Source organism: Brevundimonas vesicularis (assembly GCF_027105095.1).
Taxonomy (GTDB): Bacteria; Pseudomonadota; Alphaproteobacteria; order Caulobacterales; family Caulobacteraceae; genus Brevundimonas; species Brevundimonas vesicularis_E.
Genome location: NZ_CP114278.1, coordinates 429,992 through 448,403, shown reverse-complemented (window position 1 = coordinate 448,403; position 18,412 = coordinate 429,992). Strand labels below are relative to the sequence as shown.

Annotated in this window: 17 protein-coding genes; 13 read left to right on the top strand and 4 right to left on the bottom strand. The window is 68.0% G+C overall.

What is annotated here, in order from left to right; translation table 11 throughout:
• Window position 1: 1 nt before the first annotated feature.
• A complete protein-coding gene (locus tag O2K97_RS02230; RefSeq protein ID WP_269221082.1) occupies window positions 2-403 on the top strand; it encodes a YraN family protein in 402 nt (133 codons plus the stop codon).
• 12 nt (window positions 404-415) lie between these two features.
• The gene (locus O2K97_RS02225) at window positions 416-1,231 is read left to right on the top strand and encodes a SirB1 family protein (protein ID WP_269220271.1); all 816 of its coding nucleotides are present in this window, start codon (window positions 416-418) and stop codon (window positions 1,229-1,231) included.
• Here the strand turns inward: O2K97_RS02225 and O2K97_RS02220 are convergent.
• On the bottom strand, window positions 1,228-2,499 hold the full coding sequence (locus O2K97_RS02220; RefSeq protein ID WP_269220270.1) for a UbiH/UbiF/VisC/COQ6 family ubiquinone biosynthesis hydroxylase: 1,272 nt from the start codon (window positions 2,497-2,499) through the stop codon (window positions 1,228-1,230). The two genes, O2K97_RS02225 and O2K97_RS02220, sit on opposite strands and share 4 nt — an antisense overlap.
• Before the next feature lie 140 nt (window positions 2,500-2,639).
• On the opposite strand from O2K97_RS02220, the gene O2K97_RS02215 reads away from it, so the two are divergent.
• The 9 genes from O2K97_RS02215 (at window position 2,640) to O2K97_RS02175 (ending at window position 13,810) form a co-directional block, all read left to right on the top strand.
• Window positions 2,640-5,048 carry an FtsK/SpoIIIE family DNA translocase gene (locus O2K97_RS02215; protein ID WP_269220269.1) on the top strand — a complete coding sequence of 803 codons (2,409 nt, stop codon included), beginning with the start codon at window positions 2,640-2,642 and terminating at the stop codon, window positions 5,046-5,048.
• Between the two features lie 340 nt (window positions 5,049-5,388).
• Window positions 5,389-6,072, top strand: a complete 684-nt coding sequence (locus O2K97_RS02210; RefSeq protein WP_269220268.1) for a LolA family protein — start codon at window positions 5,389-5,391, stop codon at window positions 6,070-6,072.
• Between the two features lie 54 nt (window positions 6,073-6,126).
• The gene (locus O2K97_RS02205) at window positions 6,127-6,678 is read left to right on the top strand and encodes a hypothetical protein (RefSeq protein ID WP_269220267.1); all 552 of its coding nucleotides are present in this window, start codon (window positions 6,127-6,129) and stop codon (window positions 6,676-6,678) included.
• Complete coding sequence (locus tag O2K97_RS02200) at window positions 6,675-7,358, top strand: DUF2459 domain-containing protein (protein ID WP_269220266.1); 684 nt, start codon at window positions 6,675-6,677, stop codon at window positions 7,356-7,358. Before O2K97_RS02205 ends, O2K97_RS02200 begins: the two co-directional genes overlap by 4 nt.
• Window positions 7,359-7,423: 65 nt before the next feature.
• Window positions 7,424-7,879: a 30S ribosome-binding factor RbfA gene (gene rbfA, locus O2K97_RS02195; protein WP_269220265.1), complete on the top strand. Its 456-nt coding sequence runs from the start codon at window positions 7,424-7,426 to the stop codon at window positions 7,877-7,879.
• A 145-nt stretch (window positions 7,880-8,024) separates the two neighbouring features.
• The gene (truB, locus tag O2K97_RS02190; RefSeq protein WP_269220264.1) at window positions 8,025-8,957 is read left to right on the top strand and encodes a tRNA pseudouridine(55) synthase TruB; all 933 of its coding nucleotides are present in this window, start codon (window positions 8,025-8,027) and stop codon (window positions 8,955-8,957) included.
• Window positions 8,958-9,030: 73 nt separating this feature from the next.
• Window positions 9,031-9,300 carry a 30S ribosomal protein S15 gene (gene rpsO / locus O2K97_RS02185; protein WP_017506665.1) on the top strand — a complete coding sequence of 90 codons (270 nt, stop codon included), beginning with the start codon at window positions 9,031-9,033 and terminating at the stop codon, window positions 9,298-9,300.
• A 298-nt stretch (window positions 9,301-9,598) separates the two neighbouring features.
• Window positions 9,599-11,830 (top strand): polyribonucleotide nucleotidyltransferase, encoded by a 2,232-nt coding sequence (gene pnp, locus O2K97_RS02180; RefSeq protein ID WP_269220263.1) that lies wholly within the window; start codon window positions 9,599-9,601, stop codon window positions 11,828-11,830.
• A 147-nt stretch (window positions 11,831-11,977) separates the two neighbouring features.
• Entirely contained in the window at window positions 11,978-13,810 is a 1,833-nt protein-coding gene (locus O2K97_RS02175) for a DUF885 domain-containing protein (protein WP_269220262.1), read from the top strand.
• On the opposite strand, the gene O2K97_RS02170 is transcribed toward O2K97_RS02175, so the two are convergent.
• From O2K97_RS02170 to O2K97_RS02160, 3 genes are read right to left on the bottom strand one after another with little or no spacing between them, the layout of a single operon-like run.
• Window positions 13,807-14,763: an NAD(P)/FAD-dependent oxidoreductase gene (locus O2K97_RS02170; RefSeq protein WP_269220261.1), complete on the bottom strand. Its 957-nt coding sequence runs from the start codon at window positions 14,761-14,763 to the stop codon at window positions 13,807-13,809. The two genes, O2K97_RS02175 and O2K97_RS02170, sit on opposite strands and share 4 nt — an antisense overlap.
• Window positions 14,712-15,875 carry a DUF1176 domain-containing protein gene (locus tag O2K97_RS02165; RefSeq protein WP_269220260.1) on the bottom strand — a complete coding sequence of 388 codons (1,164 nt, stop codon included), beginning with the start codon at window positions 15,873-15,875 and terminating at the stop codon, window positions 14,712-14,714. The genes O2K97_RS02170 and O2K97_RS02165 overlap by 52 nt, the downstream gene beginning before the upstream one ends.
• Complete coding sequence (locus tag O2K97_RS02160) at window positions 15,872-16,084, bottom strand: DUF2945 domain-containing protein (RefSeq protein ID WP_017506660.1); 213 nt, start codon at window positions 16,082-16,084, stop codon at window positions 15,872-15,874. The genes O2K97_RS02165 and O2K97_RS02160 overlap by 4 nt, the downstream gene beginning before the upstream one ends.
• A gap of 308 nt (window positions 16,085-16,392) precedes the next feature.
• Here O2K97_RS02160 and O2K97_RS02155 point away from each other — a divergent pair, with 308 nt between their 5' ends.
• Window positions 16,393-17,613 carry an NADP-dependent isocitrate dehydrogenase gene (locus tag O2K97_RS02155; RefSeq protein WP_039246750.1) on the top strand — a complete coding sequence of 407 codons (1,221 nt, stop codon included), beginning with the start codon at window positions 16,393-16,395 and terminating at the stop codon, window positions 17,611-17,613.
• Window positions 17,614-17,818: 205 nt separating this feature from the next.
• Complete coding sequence (locus O2K97_RS02150) at window positions 17,819-18,400, top strand: DUF2939 domain-containing protein (protein WP_269220259.1); 582 nt, start codon at window positions 17,819-17,821, stop codon at window positions 18,398-18,400.
• Window positions 18,401-18,412 lie beyond the last annotated feature (12 nt).

Sequence of the window (18,412 nt, the reverse complement as noted above, 5' to 3'; positions counted from 1 at the left end):
CCTGTCTCGTCCCGCGCCGGTCCGTCGCCCCAAGGCGGCGTGGCGTCAGGCGAAGGGCGGGACGGCGTTCAAGTCCGGTCATGTCGCCGAATGGATCGCGGCCTTCTGGCTGATCCTGAGCGGCTATCGCGTGCTGGGGTTCCGTCTGAAAAGCCGGGCCGGCGAGATCGATCTGCTGGTCTGTCGCGGTCGGGTGCTGGCGGTCGTCGAGGTCAAACGCCGTGCGACGATGGAGGCGGCCCTGCTGGCGCTGAAGCCGGTCCAATACGATCGACTGATCGCGGCGGGCGAGGCGATCCGGCGCAATCGGCCGGGTCTGCAACGTCTGGATTTGAGAATTGATATGGTGGCGCTGGCTCCCTGGCGCGTTCCACGTCATCTTCGTGGCGTCGAAAGGCGCTGACGAGGGGATCGCATGACGCGCGAGGAGGCCGAGGCCGTCCTGACCGCTGCCGGTCAGGCCGAAGACGACGCCTTCCCCCTGCTGGAGGCGGCGATCGCCTGCGCCATTCACGACCATCCGTTGCGCGATCCCGAGCCCGTGCGCGCCCTGGCCCACAACGCCTGCGAGCGGCTGAAGGAGCGGATCGGCGGCGAAGGGCCCGACGAGGCCTTGGCCGAAACCCTGTGCGCCGACCTGCGGCTCAATGGCGACCTGATCCATTACGACCATCCCGACAACACCGACATCATCGCGGTCGCCGAGCGTCGGCGCGGCCTGTCCGCCGCGCTGGCGGTCTTCTATCTGCACGCGGCGCGCGCGGCCGGCATCACGGCGGCCGGCGTCGATTTTCCCGGCCATTTCATGGTTCGCGTCGAGACGCCCGAAGGCCCCGTCGCCCTGGACCCGTTCAGCCAGGGGCGGCTGATCCTGCCCAGCGAATTGACGCGGCGCGCGCTTCGGGCCGGTCTGATGCCGCACGTCGCGGATCGGCTGGACATCCTGATGGCGCCGGTGACGGATCGTCAGTCACTGATCCGGCTGCAGAACGTGCTGTTCAGCCGCGCCATTCGCGGTCGGGATTATGAGGGCGCCGAGCGGTCGGCCCTGCGTCGCGCTCTTCTGGATCCCGAGGACCACCGGCCGTGGCTCGACGTCGCCTCGGCGCGTGAAAAACAGGGCGCTCTGGCCGGCTCTCTGGATGCTCTCGCTCGCGCTCAGGGTCTGGACGGCGTCGAGGAGGCGCGGCGGTTCACGACCTTCGAACGCGTGCGGATGCAGTTGAACTAGACGACGGCCTCGCCGCGCAACAGCCGGGGCAAGTCGCCCGTCGCGCCGCCCGCCTCCTGCATGAAGGCGCGGCGCAGGGGGCCGATGCGGTTGACCGCCGCCATGCCCAAATCGCGCGCCAGACGCACCGGCGCGATGTCGTTAGAAAACAGACGCACAAAGGCGTCGAAACCGGCCGCCAGGGCCGCGTTGTCGAACCGGCGCCAGCGGGCGTAACGCTCCAGAACGGTTTCCGACCCGATGTCCTCGCCCAGGCGCGCGGCCTCAGCCAGCACCTCGGCCAGAGCCGCCGCATCCTTCAGCCCCATGTTCAGCCCTTGGCCGGCGACCGGATGCACACCGTGCGCGGCGTCACCGATCAGGGCGATGCGCGGCGCGATCAGTTTCTCGGCCAGGCTCAGCGACAGCGGATAGACGAAGCGCGGGCCCTCGACCGTCGCGCTTGGTTGCCCAGGCGCGGCCAGAAACTCCCCAAACCGCCGCATCAGATGGGCGTGGAAGGCGGCGTCCGAGGCGTCGCGCAGCGCCTCCCCCCGTCGCGTCGTCTCGGTCCAGACCAGGCTAGCGCGCTGATCGGTCAGGGGCAGGATGGCGAAGGGGCCGCTGGGCAGGAAATATTCGTGCGCGACATTGCCGTGGTCGCGACCCAGCCGCACCGTGGCCACAACGCCGCTCTGGCCATAGCCCCAGCCAACGGTCTCGATCCCGGCGGCGCGACGCACGGCCGAGCCTCGCCCCTCGGCGCCGACGACCAAGGGCGCGATCAGGGTTGATCCATCGGCCAGGGTCACGATCGCCTTGCCCGCATCGGGCGCGACGCTGACGACCGTCGCCGGCGCCCGCACCGCGATCCCCGCGCGCGTCACCGCCTCAGCCAGGGCCGCGCGTATGCGACGGTTCTCGACCATATAGCCCAGCGGTTCGCCCCCGGTGCGTCCACCGATCTCGTCGGCGTCGAAGCGCAGGAAGGCGGGCGAGGCGGACCGGCTGGCCGCGCCCGGCCGACGCCCGTCCGTCACCAGAATATGGTCCATCCGACAGGCGTGGGGACGCAGGGTTTCGCCTAGGCCCAGCGCGTCCAGCATGCGGAAGGTCGAAAAGGCCACGGCGGTCGAACGCCCGTCGAAAGTCGGCGCCAACTGGGCGCTGAAAGGCTGCGGATCGACCATCACGACCTTCAACCCGCCTTGCCCCGCCGCCAGGGCGAAGGCCGCCCCGGTCAGCCCCGCGCCGGCGATGACGATGTCGTAGCGTTCGGTATCTGCCATGGAAGGCTTGTCGCGCCGTCGCGGCCAAAGGTCCAGAGGACGGTTTGTCCATCGCCAAGGCCAAGCTGGTAAACAGCCCCTTAACCCTGTGAGTGCGACAAGGGCGGTCGAACGTCAGCCGCCGGAAGGTTCGACCCTTCATGTCCACCGCCCTCGTCATCGGCCGTCAGGCCTGGATCAGCGCCCGCATCCTGTGGGACGCGCCCTTCGTGGTGCGGTTCAGGGGCGTCTTGCAGGCTCTGCTGGCGACCCTGCTGCTGGTCGCCCTGGTGTCTTGGAATCCGGCGGACGGCAGCTTGAATGCGGCATCCAGCCTGCCGACGACCAACTGGCTGGGGGCCAACGGCGCCCTGTTTGCCGACCTGTTCATGCAGTCGCTAGGCCTTGCGGCCTGGCCCGCCGCCCTGTTGTTGGTCGCCTTCGGCCTGGCGCGCGCGGTCGGCGATGCGATCCAGCAAAGGCTCAAGCCCACGCCGTTGAAAGCTCTGGCCGCGACCGGCGGGGTGCTGCTGCTGTCCAGCGCGCTCGCCGCCCTGGCCGCGCCCGCCGCCTGGCCGCTCGCCGCCGGTCTGGGCGGTCTGTGGGGCGATGCGGTGACGGGCCTGGCGGCGCGCGGCCTCGGCGCCCTGCATATCCCCGGCGGCCGGATCATTGCAGGCCTCGTCTTCCTGGTCGCTGGGCTGTGGCTGGTCGGTTTCGCCATCGGCCTGCGCGCCATGGATTTCCTGGACGCCCTGCACTGGGGCAAGTCGCTGCGCGCACCCGCGCCGCCTCAGCCGAAACCCCAGGCCGCCCGCGAAAAGGCGCCCGCCAAAGCCCGAGCGCCCCGCGCCGCGCCACTGGAAGAGCCTCCGCTGGCCCCGACCTATGCCGAAGAGCCGCCTCAGACCGCCTATGACGACCTGCCGCCGTGGGAGGACGACGCCGTCCAGCCCGCGTCCCGCCCGTCGGCCGCCCGCCCGGTCGAGCCGCGCGTCGCCGCGGTCAAGGCGCCCAAGGCCCGCAAGGACGACGTGGACCAGCAGGCCTTCGACTTCGTACGGCCCGAAGGCGCCTTCGACCTGCCGCCGCTGGGCATACTGACCAAGCCCGCCCAGCGCATCGCTTCTGTGGACGAGGATTCGCTGAAGCAGAACGCCAAGATGCTGGAAGGCGTGCTGCAGGAGTTCGGCGTCCGGGGCGTGATCGACCAGATCCGCCCCGGCCCCGTCGTCACCCTGTACGAACTGGTTCCCGCCCCCGGCGTGAAACACGGCCGCGTCGTCGCCTTGGCCGACGACATCGCCCGGTCCATGTCCGCCCGCGCCTGCCGTATCTCGGTGGTCCAGGGCCGTAACGCCATCGGCATCGAACTGCCCAACGCCAAGCGCGAGACCGTCTATCTGCGCGACCTGCTGTCCAGCGCCGAATACGACAAGAAGGGCCACCTGCTGCCGCTCGCCCTGGGCGAGACCATCGGCGGCGAGCCCTATGTCGCCGACCTGGCGCGCATGCCTCACCTGCTGATCGCGGGCACCACCGGCTCGGGCAAGTCGGTCGGGGTCAACGCCATGATCCTGTCGATCCTGTATCGCCACAGCCCGGCCGAATGCCGTTTCATCATGATCGACCCCAAGATGCTGGAGTTGTCGGTCTATGACGGCATCCCGCACCTGCTGGCGCCGGTCGTGACCGATCCGAAGAAGGCCGTCGTCGCCTTGAAGTGGACGGTGCGCGAGATGGAGGATCGCTATCGCCGCATGTCCAAACTGGGCGTGCGCAACATCGCCTCCTACAACGAGCGCGCCCGCGAAGCCCAGGCCAAGGGCGAGCATTTCGAACGCACGGTCCAGACCGGCTTCGACGACCAGGGCCGCCCGGTCTACGAGTCCGAGAAGATCCGGCCCGAGCCCCTGCCCTTCCTGGTCGTGGTCATGGACGAGATGGCCGACCTGATGCTGGTCGCCGGCAAGGACGTCGAGGGCGCCGTCCAGCGCTTGGCCCAGATGGCCCGCGCCGCCGGCATCCACCTGATCATGGCGACCCAGCGCCCGTCGGTCGACGTCATCACCGGCACCATCAAGGCCAACTTCCCGACTCGGATCAGCTTCCAGGTCACCTCCAAGATCGACAGCCGCACCATCCTGGGCGAACAGGGCGGCGAACAGCTGCTGGGCCAGGGCGACATGCTCTATATGGCCGGCGGCGGGCGGATCACGCGCCTGCACGGCCCGTTCGTGGACGACAAGGAAGTCGAGGACGTCTGCAAACACCTGAAGGCCCAGGCCGAGCCCGACTATCTGGACCTGATCACCGACGAGCCGGACGGCGATGCGGACGGCGCCATGGACGAGGGCGGCGGCGGCTCGGGCGACGATCTGTACGACCGCGCCGTGGCCGTGGTCACCCGCGACCGCAAGGCCTCGACCAGCTACGTCCAGCGCCGCCTCCAGATCGGCTACAACCGCGCCGCCTCCCTGATCGAGCGGATGGAACAGGAAGGCGTGGTCAGCCCCGCCAACCACGCCGGCAAACGCGACGTCCTGGCCGGCCCGCCGCCGATGATGTGAAAATAGCCGGTCTCCTCCCTGCTTTGCGGGGAGGTGGCGCGGCGCTTCTTCGCGCCGTGACGGAGGGGTTCTTCAGATCGTTGCGAGCGCCGGTGGCCCTTCAAGACCCCCTCCACCACGCTACGCGCGGTCCCCCTCCCCACAAGTGGGGAGGAGACGCCATGCAACCGTCCTCCCCAATGTCCGTTGTCTGACCCGCCATCGTGTCCAAGCTTCAGCATTTCGATGAACAGGGCTTCATCGCAGCGCCGGAATATGGTCAGGCTCGCGTCATTCCGACGCCAAGCCGACCGGGCAAGACGGCAGGATCGACAACCATCCCGAACGGGAGACGAACTTCATGACCTCGCGCACCAAGACCCTGGCCTTGCCGGCCCCCGATCTGCACCGCCGCAGCCTGCTGCTGGGCGCCGGCCTGACGACTGGCCTGATCGCGCTGGGCGCCTTCGACGCCGCCCACGCCCAATCCAACCTGTCGGCCGAGGATCGCGCCGTGGTGCAACAGGCGCAGGGCTATCTGCAGGCCCTGACCTCGGCGCAAGGGACCTTCACCGAAACGGGCCCGAACGGACAGACGCGCCAGGGCCGCTTCTATCTGCAGCGTCCCGGCAAGATGCGGTTCGAATACACCAATCCGGCCGGTCTTCTGGTGGTGTCGGACGGCTACAACGTCAAACGCTATGACCCGCGTTTGAACAATTTCCAGCAGGTGCCGCTGGGCCGCACGCCCCTGTCCACCTTCCTGGCGCGCAATGTGCGGCTGGATCAGGGCGTGCGTATCGAGCGCGTGACCCGGATGGCCTCGGGCGCGTTCGCCATCACGGCGCGGGATTCTAACCGCCCGAACGATGGTCAGGTCGTGCTGGCCTTCGCCGGCAATCCGATGCGTCTGCAAGAGTGGACCATCACCGATCCGCAGGGCGCCCGCACCCGGACCCAGCTGACCTCGCTGCAACCGGCATCCGGCCTGTCGGCGCGCCTGTTTCAGCTCAGCGATCCGACCCGCCGGCCCGGCCGCAACTAGGGCTTTCGGGGGCGGGTGACCATTCCTCAATCCCTGTTCCCCTAGATTGGCCGCATGAGCGCGACCGCCCCGCCATCCGGCGTCCCATCGCTGAAATGGATCGCGGCGGTCGGCGCGGGCGCCTTTGCTCTGTTCATGCTCGGCGCACTGGTGGTCGAACCGGCTCTGAACCGCTTGATCACGCCGACCGACGCCTCCGCCAGACCTCGCGCGTCCGGACAGGTCGAGGTCGGGGAAGTCGTGCTGTCCGGACGCTACGCCGCGGCCAAGTCCGACATGGCGCTGGACATAGACGGTGGCGCGCTGAGCACGACCGCGGGCGGCCGCCTGACCTCGGCGCCCCATCGGCTGGTTCAGGCGGATCAGCAGGCCAGCGTCTCAAAAAGTTTCACCGACGCCATGGCCGTGCCGCCGACGGCCCAGATCGAGGTGCGGCGCGTCACGGCTGACGAAGACACACGGCTGTGCGCCGGTTATCCCGTCGGATGGCTGGCCCTGGCCGTGCGGCGCGACGGTTTCGTCCTGATGCCGGTGCGACAGGGGCCACCGCCGGGCGCCCTGTTGGCCGACGACCGCCTGTGCGCCGTGCTGGACGTCAGCCGATGATGCGAGCCCTGTTGCTGGCGGCGTTGGCCGGACTGGTCGCCGCGCTTCTGACCTGGACCCGGCCGGGCGCGGAGGATCGTGGGGCGGCGGATACGGTCGGCATCCAGGTGCTCGACAACGGCTTTCACACCGATATCGCCGTACCGCGCGCCGCGCTGGAACGCCGCGGCGGTCCTCTGGCGCTTGCGGTCCAATCCTTGGCGCCCGGCGACTGGATTTTGATCGGCTGGGGCGATGCGAAATTCTACGTCGATCAGCGCCCGATTTCGGATCGGCTGCCGGACGGGGCGCGCGCCTTTCTGCATCCCGGCAATCGATCGGTGCTGATGCTGGCCCCTCGTCGAGAGAATCCGCGGCTGGCCTATGGCGAAGACAGCGCCGCCCTGACCCTGAGCCGTGCCGCGTTCAATCATCTGGCCGCGCGGGTGGAGACCTCGCTCGATCTGTCGAACGGCCGGCCGCGCATCGCAGCCCTGCGGCCCGGCGACGACGCGCGCTTCTTCGCCAGCCGCGAGACCTTCTCCATCCTGCATCTGTGCAATCACTGGACGGCCGGCGTGCTGAACGCCGGCGGCGTCGCCATTCGTCCGGTGCCGGCCATCACCTCGGGCGAGGTGATGCGCTCGGTTCGGGCCGCTGAACGGGCGCGAAAACTGGACAGACCCCCGCTGCGGGACTAGACCGCCCGACTTTCGCCTATCCGGCCGGGTCCGATCCCCAGCGGGCGAACAAGAAGGAGAGGCCGATGGCCCACAAGCAACACACCCGCAACGCCTCCGGTCCCGCCGGACCCAGCCAGCGCCAGCTCCGCGCCGGCGAGCTGATCCGTCACGCCCTGGTCGACATCCTGCGCGAAGAGGATATCCACGACCCGGCCCTGGCCGGCGTTTCCGTCACCGTGACCGAAGTGCGCCTGTCGCCTGACCTGAAGCACGCCACCTGTTTCGTCGAGCCGCTGGGCGCCGGCGTGGAGACCGCGCCGACAGCCGGGCACGAGAGCGAGATCATCAAGGCGCTGAACGCCCACGCCAAGTTCCTGCGCGGCCAGCTGGGCCGTCGGCTGGACATGAAGTTCACCCCCGATCTGCGCTTCCGCCACGACGAAAGCTTCGACGCCGCCAGCCACATCGACCGCCTGTTCGACGACCCCCGCGTCCGCGCCGACCTGGAGCGCCGCGACGAAGACGAGGGCGAAGACTGATGCTGGCGATCCTCTCCCGTCCTTCACGGGGGAGGGGGACCGCGCGCAGCGTGGTGGAGGGGGCGACCCCAGACACCGGCCTTGCGTCCGCCCCCTCCACCACTTCGTGGTCCCCCTCCCCCGCTTCGCAGGGGAGGATCTGAGGATGGCCCGCAAGAAGAAGGGCGACATCGTCGACGGCTGGGTTTGCCTGGACAAGCCGTTCGAGATGGGATCGACCGAGGCCGTCAGCCGCATCCGTCGCCTGTTCAACGCCCAGAAGGCCGGTCACGCCGGAACACTCGACCCGCTGGCCAGCGGCATCCTGCCCATCGCGCTGGGCGAGGCGACCAAGACCGTGCCGATGATGATGGAGGCGCAGAAGGTCTATCGCTTCACCATCAACTGGGGCGTCTCGACCGACAGCGTGGACCGCGAGGGCGAGATCATCGGCCGCTCCGACGTGCGCCCCACCGTCGATCAGGTGAAGGCCGCCCTGCCGGCCTTCGTCGGCGAGATCGACCAGACGCCGCCGCGCTTTTCCGCGATCAAGGTGGACGGCGCCCGCGCCTATGACCTGGCCCGCGACGGGGTGGAGTTCGAGCTTCAGGCCCGCCGGGTGACGATCCACTCGGCCGAGGTGACGGATGCGCCCGACGCCGACCACGTGGAACTGACCATCCGCACCGGCAAGGGCGTCTATGTCCGCTCGCTGGCCCGCGATCTGGCCGCCGCCCTCGATGCCGAGGGTCATGTCAGCGCCCTGAGACGCGAGCGCGTGGGGCCGTTCAGCACGCAAAACGCCGTCACTCTGGATTCTCTGGAGGAAATGGTGCATAGGGGCGCCGCCTCGGAAGGCTTGCTTGCCGTCGCGACCGCTCTGGACGACATCCCGGAACTGGCCGTGAATGAACAGGACGCCTTCTCGCTTCGGCAGGGACGCCCGATCGTTCTGCTCCCCCGTCAGGTGGAAACCCTCAAGGATCGTCTCACCGGCGGTTCGCGCACGGTTTCAGCCTTTCAGGGCCAGACCCTCGTCGCCCTCTGTCAGTTGCGGGCCGGCCGGCTAGAACCCGACCGCGTTTTCAATCTTTCCTGATCGCCTGATCAGGAAACTCCAACCCGGCCTCAAGTAGCGCGAAAGCGCGGTAGGCTACCAAGGGAGAACTACGATGTCGGTTACTGCTGAACGCAAGCACGAGATCATCGCCGATAACGCCCGCTCCGCTGGCGACACCGGCTCGGCCGAGGTTCAGGTCGCGATCCTGTCGGAACGCATCGCCAACCTCACCGAACACTTCAAGACCCACAAGAAGGACAACCACTCGCGTCGTGGCCTTCTGAAGATGGTGTCGCAACGTCGCCGCCTGCTCGACCACCTGAACAAGGTCGACGCCGGTCGCTACCAGGCGCTCATCTCCAAACTGGGCCTGCGCCGCTAAGGCGTCGGAACAGTGTAGAATACGCTTTCGAGGCGCGGGCGGTCACGTCCGCGCCTCGTTGTGCAACTAAGCGCTTCCAGGCCAAGTGGCTGCCGGTTGGCCGCCCGGGAAGCGTGACGACAAAAATACGACCTGTGCGCCGCAGGACTTACCGGCGCAGCTGCGAGGGCCATGACGGTCCTCTCCCGGTCGTCGCGATGGCGCGGCGGCCTCTGGATCGAAGGACTGAACGCCGACGCATCCGCCCCATGATGGGACCCCGCACGGAATACGCCGTCCGGGATACGAAAGACGAAATATGTTCGACATCAAACGCAAGACGATCGACTGGGCCGGCCGCCCGCTGACCCTGGAAACGGGCCGCATCGCCCGCCAGGCTGACGGCGCCGTGCTGGCGACCTACGGCGAGACCGTGGTTCTGGCCACCGTCGTCTATGGCCGCGCGCCCAAGCCCGGCCTGGATTTCTTCCCCCTGACGGTCAACTACCAGGAAAAGACCTTCGCCGCCGGCAAGATCCCGGGCGGCTACTTCAAGCGTGAAGGCCGTCCGTCCGAGAAGGAAACCCTGGTTTCCCGCCTGATCGACCGTCCGATCCGCCCGCTGTTCGTCAAGGGCTTCAAGAACGAGACCCAGGTCGTCGTGACCGTGCTGCAGCACGACATGGAAAACGACCCCGACGTCCTGGGCATGGTCGCCGCCTCGGCCGCCCTGACCATCTCGGGCGTGCCCTTCATGGGCCCCATCGGCGCCGCGCGCGTCGGCCTGATCGACGGCGAGCTGGTGCTGAACCCCGCCATCGACCTGATCCCGTCCTCGGACCTCGACCTGGTGGTCGCCGGCACGCAAGACGCCCTGATGATGGTCGAATCCGAAGCCAAGGAGCTGTCGGAAGAGAAGATGCTCGAGGCCCTGATGTTCGCGCATGCGGGCATGCAGCCGGTGATCGACGCCATCATCGAACTGGCTGAACACGCCGCCAAGGAGCCCTTCGACTTCCAGGCCGAAGACCACTCCGACGTCGTCGCCTCGATCAAGTCGCTGGTCGGCGAAGACATCAAGAGCGCCTACACCCACGCCGGCAAATATGAGCGCCGTTCGGGCGTCGACGCGGCCAAGAAAGCCGCCGCCGCCAAGCTGGTGAGGACCGACGAGAACCCCGATGGCGTCGACGGTTCCAAGTTCTCGGCCGCCTTCAAGGAGTGCGAAGCCGAGGTCCTGCGTCGCGACATCATCGAGAACGCGCACCGCGTCGACGGCCGCGCCCTCGACAAGGTCCGCGCCATCGTATCGGAAGTCGGCGTCCTGCCGCGCACCCACGGTTCGGCCCTGTTCACGCGTGGGGAAACCCAGGCCCTGGTCGTCGCCACCCTCGGCACCGGCGAGGACGAGCAGTACATCGACAGCCTGCAGGGCACCTACAAAGAGAACTTCCTGCTGCACTACAACTTCCCCCCCTATTCGGTGGGTGAAGCGGGCCGCATGGGTTCGCCCGGCCGTCGCGAAATCGGTCACGGCAAGCTGGCCTGGCGCGCGATCCGTCCGATGCTGCCGACCAAGGAAGACTTCCCCTACACCATCCGTCTGGTCTCCGAGATCACCGAGTCGAACGGCTCGTCCTCGATGGCCACGGTTTGTGGTTCGTCGCTGGCCCTGATGGACGCCGGCGTGCCGCTGGTCCGTCCGGTCTCGGGCATCGCCATGGGCCTGATCCTGGAGCCGTCGGGCGAGTTCGCCATCCTGTCGGACATCCTGGGTGACGAAGACCACCTGGGCGACATGGACTTCAAGGTCGCCGGCACGTCGGAAGGCATCACCAGCCTTCAGATGGACATCAAGGTCGCCGGCATCACCAAGGAGATCATGGAACAGGCCCTGACGCAGGCTTCGGCCGGTCGCCTGCACATCCTGGACGAAATGTCCAAGGCCATGGATGCGCCGCGCGCCGAACTGGGTGAACACGCGCCCAAGATCGAAACGGTCAAAATCCCCGTCGACAAGATCCGTGAAGTCATCGGTTCGGGCGGCAAGGTCATCCGCGAGATCGTCGAGAAGACCGGCGCCAAGATCGACATCGGCGATGACGGCACCATCAAGGTCGCCGCCAACGACCAGGAGAAGATCGACGCCGCCAAGGCCTGGATCCAGTCCATCGCCTCGGAGCCGGAAGTCGGAACCATCTACTCCGGCAAGGTCGTCAAGGTCGTCGATTTCGGCGCCTTCGTGAACTTCTTCGGCGCCAAGGACGGCCTGGTCCACGTGTCCCAGATCGCTCTGGAACGCGTCGCCAACCCGGCCGACGTCCTGTCGGAAGGCCAGGAGGTCAAGGTCAAGTTCCTGGGCTTCGACGACCGCGGCAAGACCAAGCTGTCGATGAAGGTCGTCGATCAGGAAACCGGCGAAGACCTGACGGACAAGATCAACGCCGAGCGCGCCGAGCGTGGCGAGGCCCCGCTGTCGGAAGACACCGGCGGTCGTCCCAAGCGCGACGGTGATCGCGGTGGCGATCGCGGACGTCGTCGTCGCGACTAAGCGTCTTCGCATCCCAGACTGATGAGGCCCGGCGGAGCGATCCGCCGGGCCTTTTCCTTGGGCGCCGCCAAAGCCTGTCGGGAATTTCACTTGCCGCCCCGGCCCATGCGGTCTCCATTGCCGCATCCAGTTTCGAGGGGCCGCTCCATGTTCGATCGTCGTCGTCTTCTTCAGTCCGCCGCCCTGGGCGCCGGTCTCGTCGCCGTGGGCGGCCCCGCCTTCGCGCGTCAGGCCGGGGCATCGCAGGGCGACGCCGCCGCCCAGCTCAAGACCTTCATGGACGCAACGTTCGAGCAGACGCTGGACAAGAGCCCCGAGGTCGTCACCATGTTCGGCCTGGATAAGGGCGACCGCGCCGCCGCGAAGTCCAGGCTGACCGTTCCGACCCGCGCCGAGGAAGACGACCAGCGCGCCTTCACCCGCCGCCAGCGCGCCGAACTGTCCCGCATCGACCGCACTCAGCTGGATGCGCGCAACGCCAACTACTACGACAGCCTGACCCAGAATCTGGACGGGGTGATCGCCACCTACGACATCCCCTACGGCCAGGGCGGCTGGCCCAATCCGTACCGCGTCAGCCAGCAGGGCGGCGCCTATCAGTCCACGCCCGACTTCCTGGCCAACCAGCACACGATCGAGACGGCTGCCGACGCCGACGCCTATGTCGCCCGCATCAACGCCTTCGCCGACGTGCTGCTGGCTGAAACGGATCGGCTGAAGGAAGACTATGCGCTGGGCGTCATCCCGCCCGACTTCATCCTGGCCAAGGCCATCCGCCAGCAGGACGGCGTCCTGGCGACGCCGGCGGCGACCTCGCCCCTGACCCAGTCGGTCGTCGACCGGGCCAGCGCCAAGGGCCTGACCGGCGACTGGGGAGCCCAGGTGGAACGGCTTGTGACCGAGCGGGTGTATCCGGCCCTGGCCGCCCAGAACGCCGTGCTGAAAGCGGCTCAACCGAACGCCGTGCACGAGGCTTCGGTTCGACGCCTGCCGCAGGGCGAGCAGTATTACGCCAACAGCCTGCGCTACATCACCACGACCCGGCTGACCGCCGACGAGATCCACCGGACCGGCGTGGAACAGATGGCCGATCTGACGGCGCGCGCCGATGTCCTGCTGAAGGCGCAAGGCCTGACGCAAGGCTCGGTCGCCGAGCGGATCAAGGCCCTGGGGGACGATCCCAAATACGTCTACGCCAACACCGACGCCGGCAAGGCCGAGCTGATCGCCAAGCTGAACGCCCAAATGGCCGACATGCAGGCCCGCCTGCCCAACGCCTTCGGCCGTCTGCCCAAGGCCAAGGTCGAGATCAAGCGCGTCCCGTCCGAGATCGAGGCCGGCGCGCCGATGGGCTATTACAACTCGCCCAGCCTGGATGGGACGCGGCCCGGCATCTACTGGATCAATCTGAAGGACACGGCGGAATGGCCGTCCTGGACGCTGCCCACCCTGACCTATCACGAGGCGACGCCGGGCCACCATCTGCAGATCAGCCTGCAACAGGAAAGCGAATCCGCGCCGCTGCTGATGAACCTGCTGGGCTTCTCGTCCTACGTCGAGGGCTGGGGGCTGTACGCCGAACAGCTGGCCGACGAACTGGGCGCCTATGAGAACGACCCGGTGGGTCAGATCGGCTACCTGCAATCGCTGATGTTCCGCGCCGCGCGCCTGGTCGTCGACACCGGCATCCACTCCAAGGGCTGGAGCCGCGAAGAGGGCATTCGCTACATGATGGAGGCCTATGGCGATCAGGAAGGCGCGGCGACGTCCGAGGTCGAGCGCTATTGCGGCTGGCCGGGCCAGGCCTGCGCCTACAAGGTCGGTCACAACGAATGGGTCCGCCTGCGCGAAAAGGCCAAGACCAGCCTGGGGTCCAGGTTCGACATCAAGGGCTTCCACGACACCGCCCTCGCCGCCGGCGGCGTGCCCCTGTCGGTGCTGGAACGGATCGTCGACGGCTGGGTCGCGACCCAAGCCTAGTCGGCGACGGTCAGGCCGTCGGCTTGGCGCAGGCGATTGTGGATGTCGGTGGCGGCGACGGCGGCTTCGGCGGTCGCGACGGCGATCTGGTTGAGGCCGCGCACGACGTCGCCGGCGGCATACAGGCCCGGCACGCTGGTCGCCTGGTGCAGATCGACCTCCAACCGACCGTCGTCGGCCAGACGCGCGCCCAGCCCTCGGGCCAGTTCGGCGTTCGGCGAGGTTCCGAGCGCCGAATAGACTAGGTCGAACGCGCGGCTCTGGCCGGCGTAGCTCAGCGCCGTCACGCGATCGTTCTCGATGTCGATCGCATCCAGCGGCGCCAGGATCAGTTCGACGCCCAGCCGTTCCAGTTCGTCGCGCCGGCTGAGCGCGTCGGGCGCGTCGATATGGATCAGGGTCACGCGGTCGGAATAGGTGCGCATGAAGGCGGCCTCGCGCGCGCCCTTGTCGCTTCGCCCGATGATGGCCACGGCCTTGTCGGTCGCCTCATAGCCGTCGCAGATGGGACAGATGCGGACCAGCGCCTTGCGCACCGCGTCCTCGACGCCCGGCAAGTCGGGATGGTGATCGACGACCCCGGTCGCCAGCAGGACGGCGCGGGCGCGGATGGCGCGGCCTTCCATCTCAGCGACGAAGCCTTCGCCGTCGTGGGTCAAGCGCCGGACGCGACCGGGTTCAACGACCGCGCCGTATTCTTCGGCCTGTTCGCGCATCCGCTTCAGGATGTCGGCGCCGGTGACGCCGGCCGGAAAGCCCGGCATATTGTGGCTGAGCGGGATCCAGCAGGCGCGGGGCGCCCCGCCATCCACCACCAGGGTCCGTCGCCGAAAGCGGCCCAGATAGGTCGCCGCCGTCAGGCCGGCCGGACCGGCGCCGATGATCAGAACCTCCAGATCCGTCACCGGGTGCGCCAGGTGACAGGCCAGAGGTCGGACGGCACGCCGGCGCATTCGCCCATGATGCTTTCCTGCATCAGGGTAAAGCCCTGTCCCGTCCAGGCCCAGGTCTGCGCCGCGCCGCAATCGCCGAGGCCGCGTGCCTTGGCGAAGGCCGACAAGGTGCGGGTCTTGGGATCATAGGCGCCGTTGACGGTCGCGTTGTCCGGCATGACAGGATCGGAGCTCGGACCTTCCGATCCGGCGAGGATCGCGGGCCGAGGGTCGCGACCGCCCGGACCTGTCAGATACCAGTTGTGGGTGACGTTATAGGCGCCCGATCCGCAGGGCACGGCCCACAGCTCGGTGCGGGCGTCCAGCCGGGCGGACATGACCATGTCGCTGACAGCCGGCATGGCGGATTCCTTGAGGCAATTGCCGACCTCGGTGCGAGCGCGCAGTACGGCGGGCAGGCGCTGGTTCTGATCGCCGAACCCGGCCTGGTCGACAGGCGGGGCGAGGGTGACGGTCGGCAGCGACGGCGCGACCGGAACAAGGGCGTCCGGGCGGTCGCCGCGTCGGATCAGGGCGGTCGGGGTATCCAGACGCCCCTGTTTCTCGTCGATCCACAACAGGGCGGCGGCGGCGGCGTGCAGCGAGACCTCTTGGGTCGAGGCGCCGCGAATGATCATGACCTTGCCCTGGGCCAGGGCGTCGAGGGCGGCGCGAGCGCCGTCGCGGATTTCGCCGATCGGCGTCTCGACGTTGCTCGCGTCGCTGAGCACGGCCGGATAGGCGCGGCCGTCGATCGTCAGACTGAGCGGCTCAGCAGCCTTGGCGTCGCCGTCGCGCCAATAGCCGAAGAGGATTTGCGGCTGGGCGTTCGGACCGGGCGCCAGGCTGATGCGGACCCAGCCGGCGGCGAACTCGGGCGCAAAACCGAAGGCCCAGCAGGTCCCGTCATTGCCGCAGGTGGCGCTCCAGTCGCGGAAGGTCTTGGTTTCGGGGCGGATCTGAAGCACCGGCGCGACGGCGGCGGGCGCAGCCGAGCTGGCTGACGGGGTCGCGGCGGGCGTCTTGGCCGCATCCTTTTCGCCGCATCCGGCGATGACCAGCGCCGACACGGCGAGGGCGGACACGCCTGGGGCATATCGGGCGACGCAGCGCGACAGGCCGTTCGAGGTCATGCCTTCTTCAACTCCGACGGCTTGTGCGCCGCGCGTGCGCCGGTCTTGGCGCTTTCGACGATATACTCCGGATTATCCTTGGAAGCCGCAACCTTATGGCCCTTGATCTTGGTTTCCGAAGTGACCTTCTTGACCACCTTGCCGGTCGTGGTGCCCTGGCTGTGGTCCCACTTCACCTTGTCGCCAGCCTTGAACGTCTTTTCTGACATGACGATGACTCCTGCTGTGTCGCTTCCTGTTCAGCGATCAGCCTGCGCATCAGTTCCGCATCGACCACGGGCGGCGCCTCGCAGAAGGTGATGATCCAACGATCCACCAGCTGGCGCTCTTCCTCCGTCATCCTGCCGTCCGTCACTGTTGCCAAGCCAAAGAGAAGTCCGCACCCGCCAAAGGGTTCAGGATGGATCTGCGTTATTCCGGGCGGCGACGACGGGCGGCGGGGTTTGCGCGGGCGCGCGGCCTCGCTATACCGCCGCCACGACATTCCCTTCCCCACAGTCACAGGCGGACCGCACGCATGGCCAAGATCAAGGTCGAAAACCCCATCGTCGACATCGACGGCGACGAAATGACCCGCATCATCTGGCAGATGATCAAGGACAAGCTGGTCTTCCCGTTCCTGGATCTCGAGCTGGACTACTACGACCTGGGCATGGAGCACCGCGACGCCACCGACGACCAGGTGACCATCGACGCCGCCCACGCGATCCAGAAGCACGGCGTCGGCGTCAAATGCGCCACCATCACTCCGGACGAAGCCCGCGTGCAGGAGTTCGGCCTGAAGAAGATGTGGAAGTCGCCGAACGGCACCATCCGCAACATCCTGGGCGGCGTGGTCTTCCGCGAACCGATCATCTGCTCGAACGTGCCGCGCCTGGTTCCGGGCTGGACCCAGCCGATCGTCGTCGGGCGTCACGCCTTCGGCGACCAGTACAAGGCCACCGACTTCCTGATGCCCGGTCCCGGCACCCTGACGATAAAGTTCGTCGGCGAGGACGGCGAAGTGATCGAGCACGAGGTCTACAAGGCCCCCGGCGCCGGCGTGGCCATGGCCATGTACAACCAGGACGCCTCGATCCGCGAGTTCGCCCACGCCAGCTTCGCCTATGGCTTGCAGCGCAACTATCCGGTCTATCTGTCGACCAAGAACACGATCCTGAAAGCCTATGACGGCCGCTTCAAGGACCTGTTCCAGGAAGTGTTCGACGAACACTACGCCGCCGAGTTCAAGGCGCGCGGCCTGACCTATGAGCACCGCCTGATCGACGACATGGTCGCGGCCGCGATGAAGTGGTCGGGCGGCTTCGTCTGGGCGTGCAAGAACTATGACGGCGACGTGCAGTCGGACGTCGTGGCCCAGGGCTTCGGCTCGCTGGGCCTGATGACCTCGGTCCTGATGACGCCGGACGGCAAGGTGCTGGAGACGGAAGCCGCCCACGGCACCGTGACCCGCCACTATCGCCAGCATCAGAAGGGCGAGGCCACCTCGACCAACTCGATCGCCTCGATCTTCGCCTGGACGCGCGGCTTCAAGCACCGCGCCAAGCTGGACGGCAACGCCGCCCTGGATCAGTTCGCCGACACCCTGGAGAAGGTGGTCGTGGACACCGTCGAGGCCGGCTTCATGACCAAGGACCTGGCGCTGCTGGTCGGCGACCAACAGGGCTGGCTGACCACCGAGGGCTTCCTCGACAAGGTCGCCGAGAACCTGAAGACGGCCCTGCCAGACGTGGGGTAAGGCTAGGCGGCGGACGTCCGTGCCGCGTCCGCCCCCTCCACCACGCTGCGCGTGGTCCCCCTCCCCCGATGGGGGAGGAGACGTCCTCAAGTAGCCCGAAGGGCGGTAGGACAAAGAAGAATGGCCCCGTCGGATCGCTCCGGCGGGGCTTTTCGTTGTGCGAAGGGCCGGGGCGTGCATGATCGGCGGTAATGAGGATGCGTTCGTGAAGCGGCTGTTCGGAAACCTGGTGCTGGCGGCGGTGGTCGTGGCGGTGCTGTCCTTCTTCGCGGCGCCCGCGGTGGCCTTCTTCGCCATTCGGTCGGCGGCCGAGGCGAACGACGTGGCGGGGCTCGCGCGCCTGATCGACTTCAACGCGGTGCGCCAGTCGTTGCGGCCGCAGTTGGCGGGACGGCCCGAGGCGATGGCGCCCGCGCCGTCCTTCCTGGAAGACCCCATCGGCGCCTTCCGGCGTCAGATCGAGCAGAACCCGATCCTGCGCCAGCCGGACGTGGACGCCTATCTGACGCCTGCCGCCCTCAAAGCCCTGCTGAAGGGCGAGGGCCGATACGCCAGCCAGCGCACGTCGGCGGGGGTGGCGCCGGCCTCGGAGCGCAGCCGCAAGCCGTGGCCCAGCCCCGCCTACTGGAGCGTCAACCGAGCGCGGATGGCGGTGACGGATCAGGGCGGGTCGCGCACCCTGTTCACCTTCGAGCGGCGCGGGCCGTTCGAGTGGAAGCTGGTTCACATCGGCCTGCCCGACGGGACGGCGCCGGCGGCGCCGGCCGTCACAGTCACCCCGCGATAAACCCGGCAACCG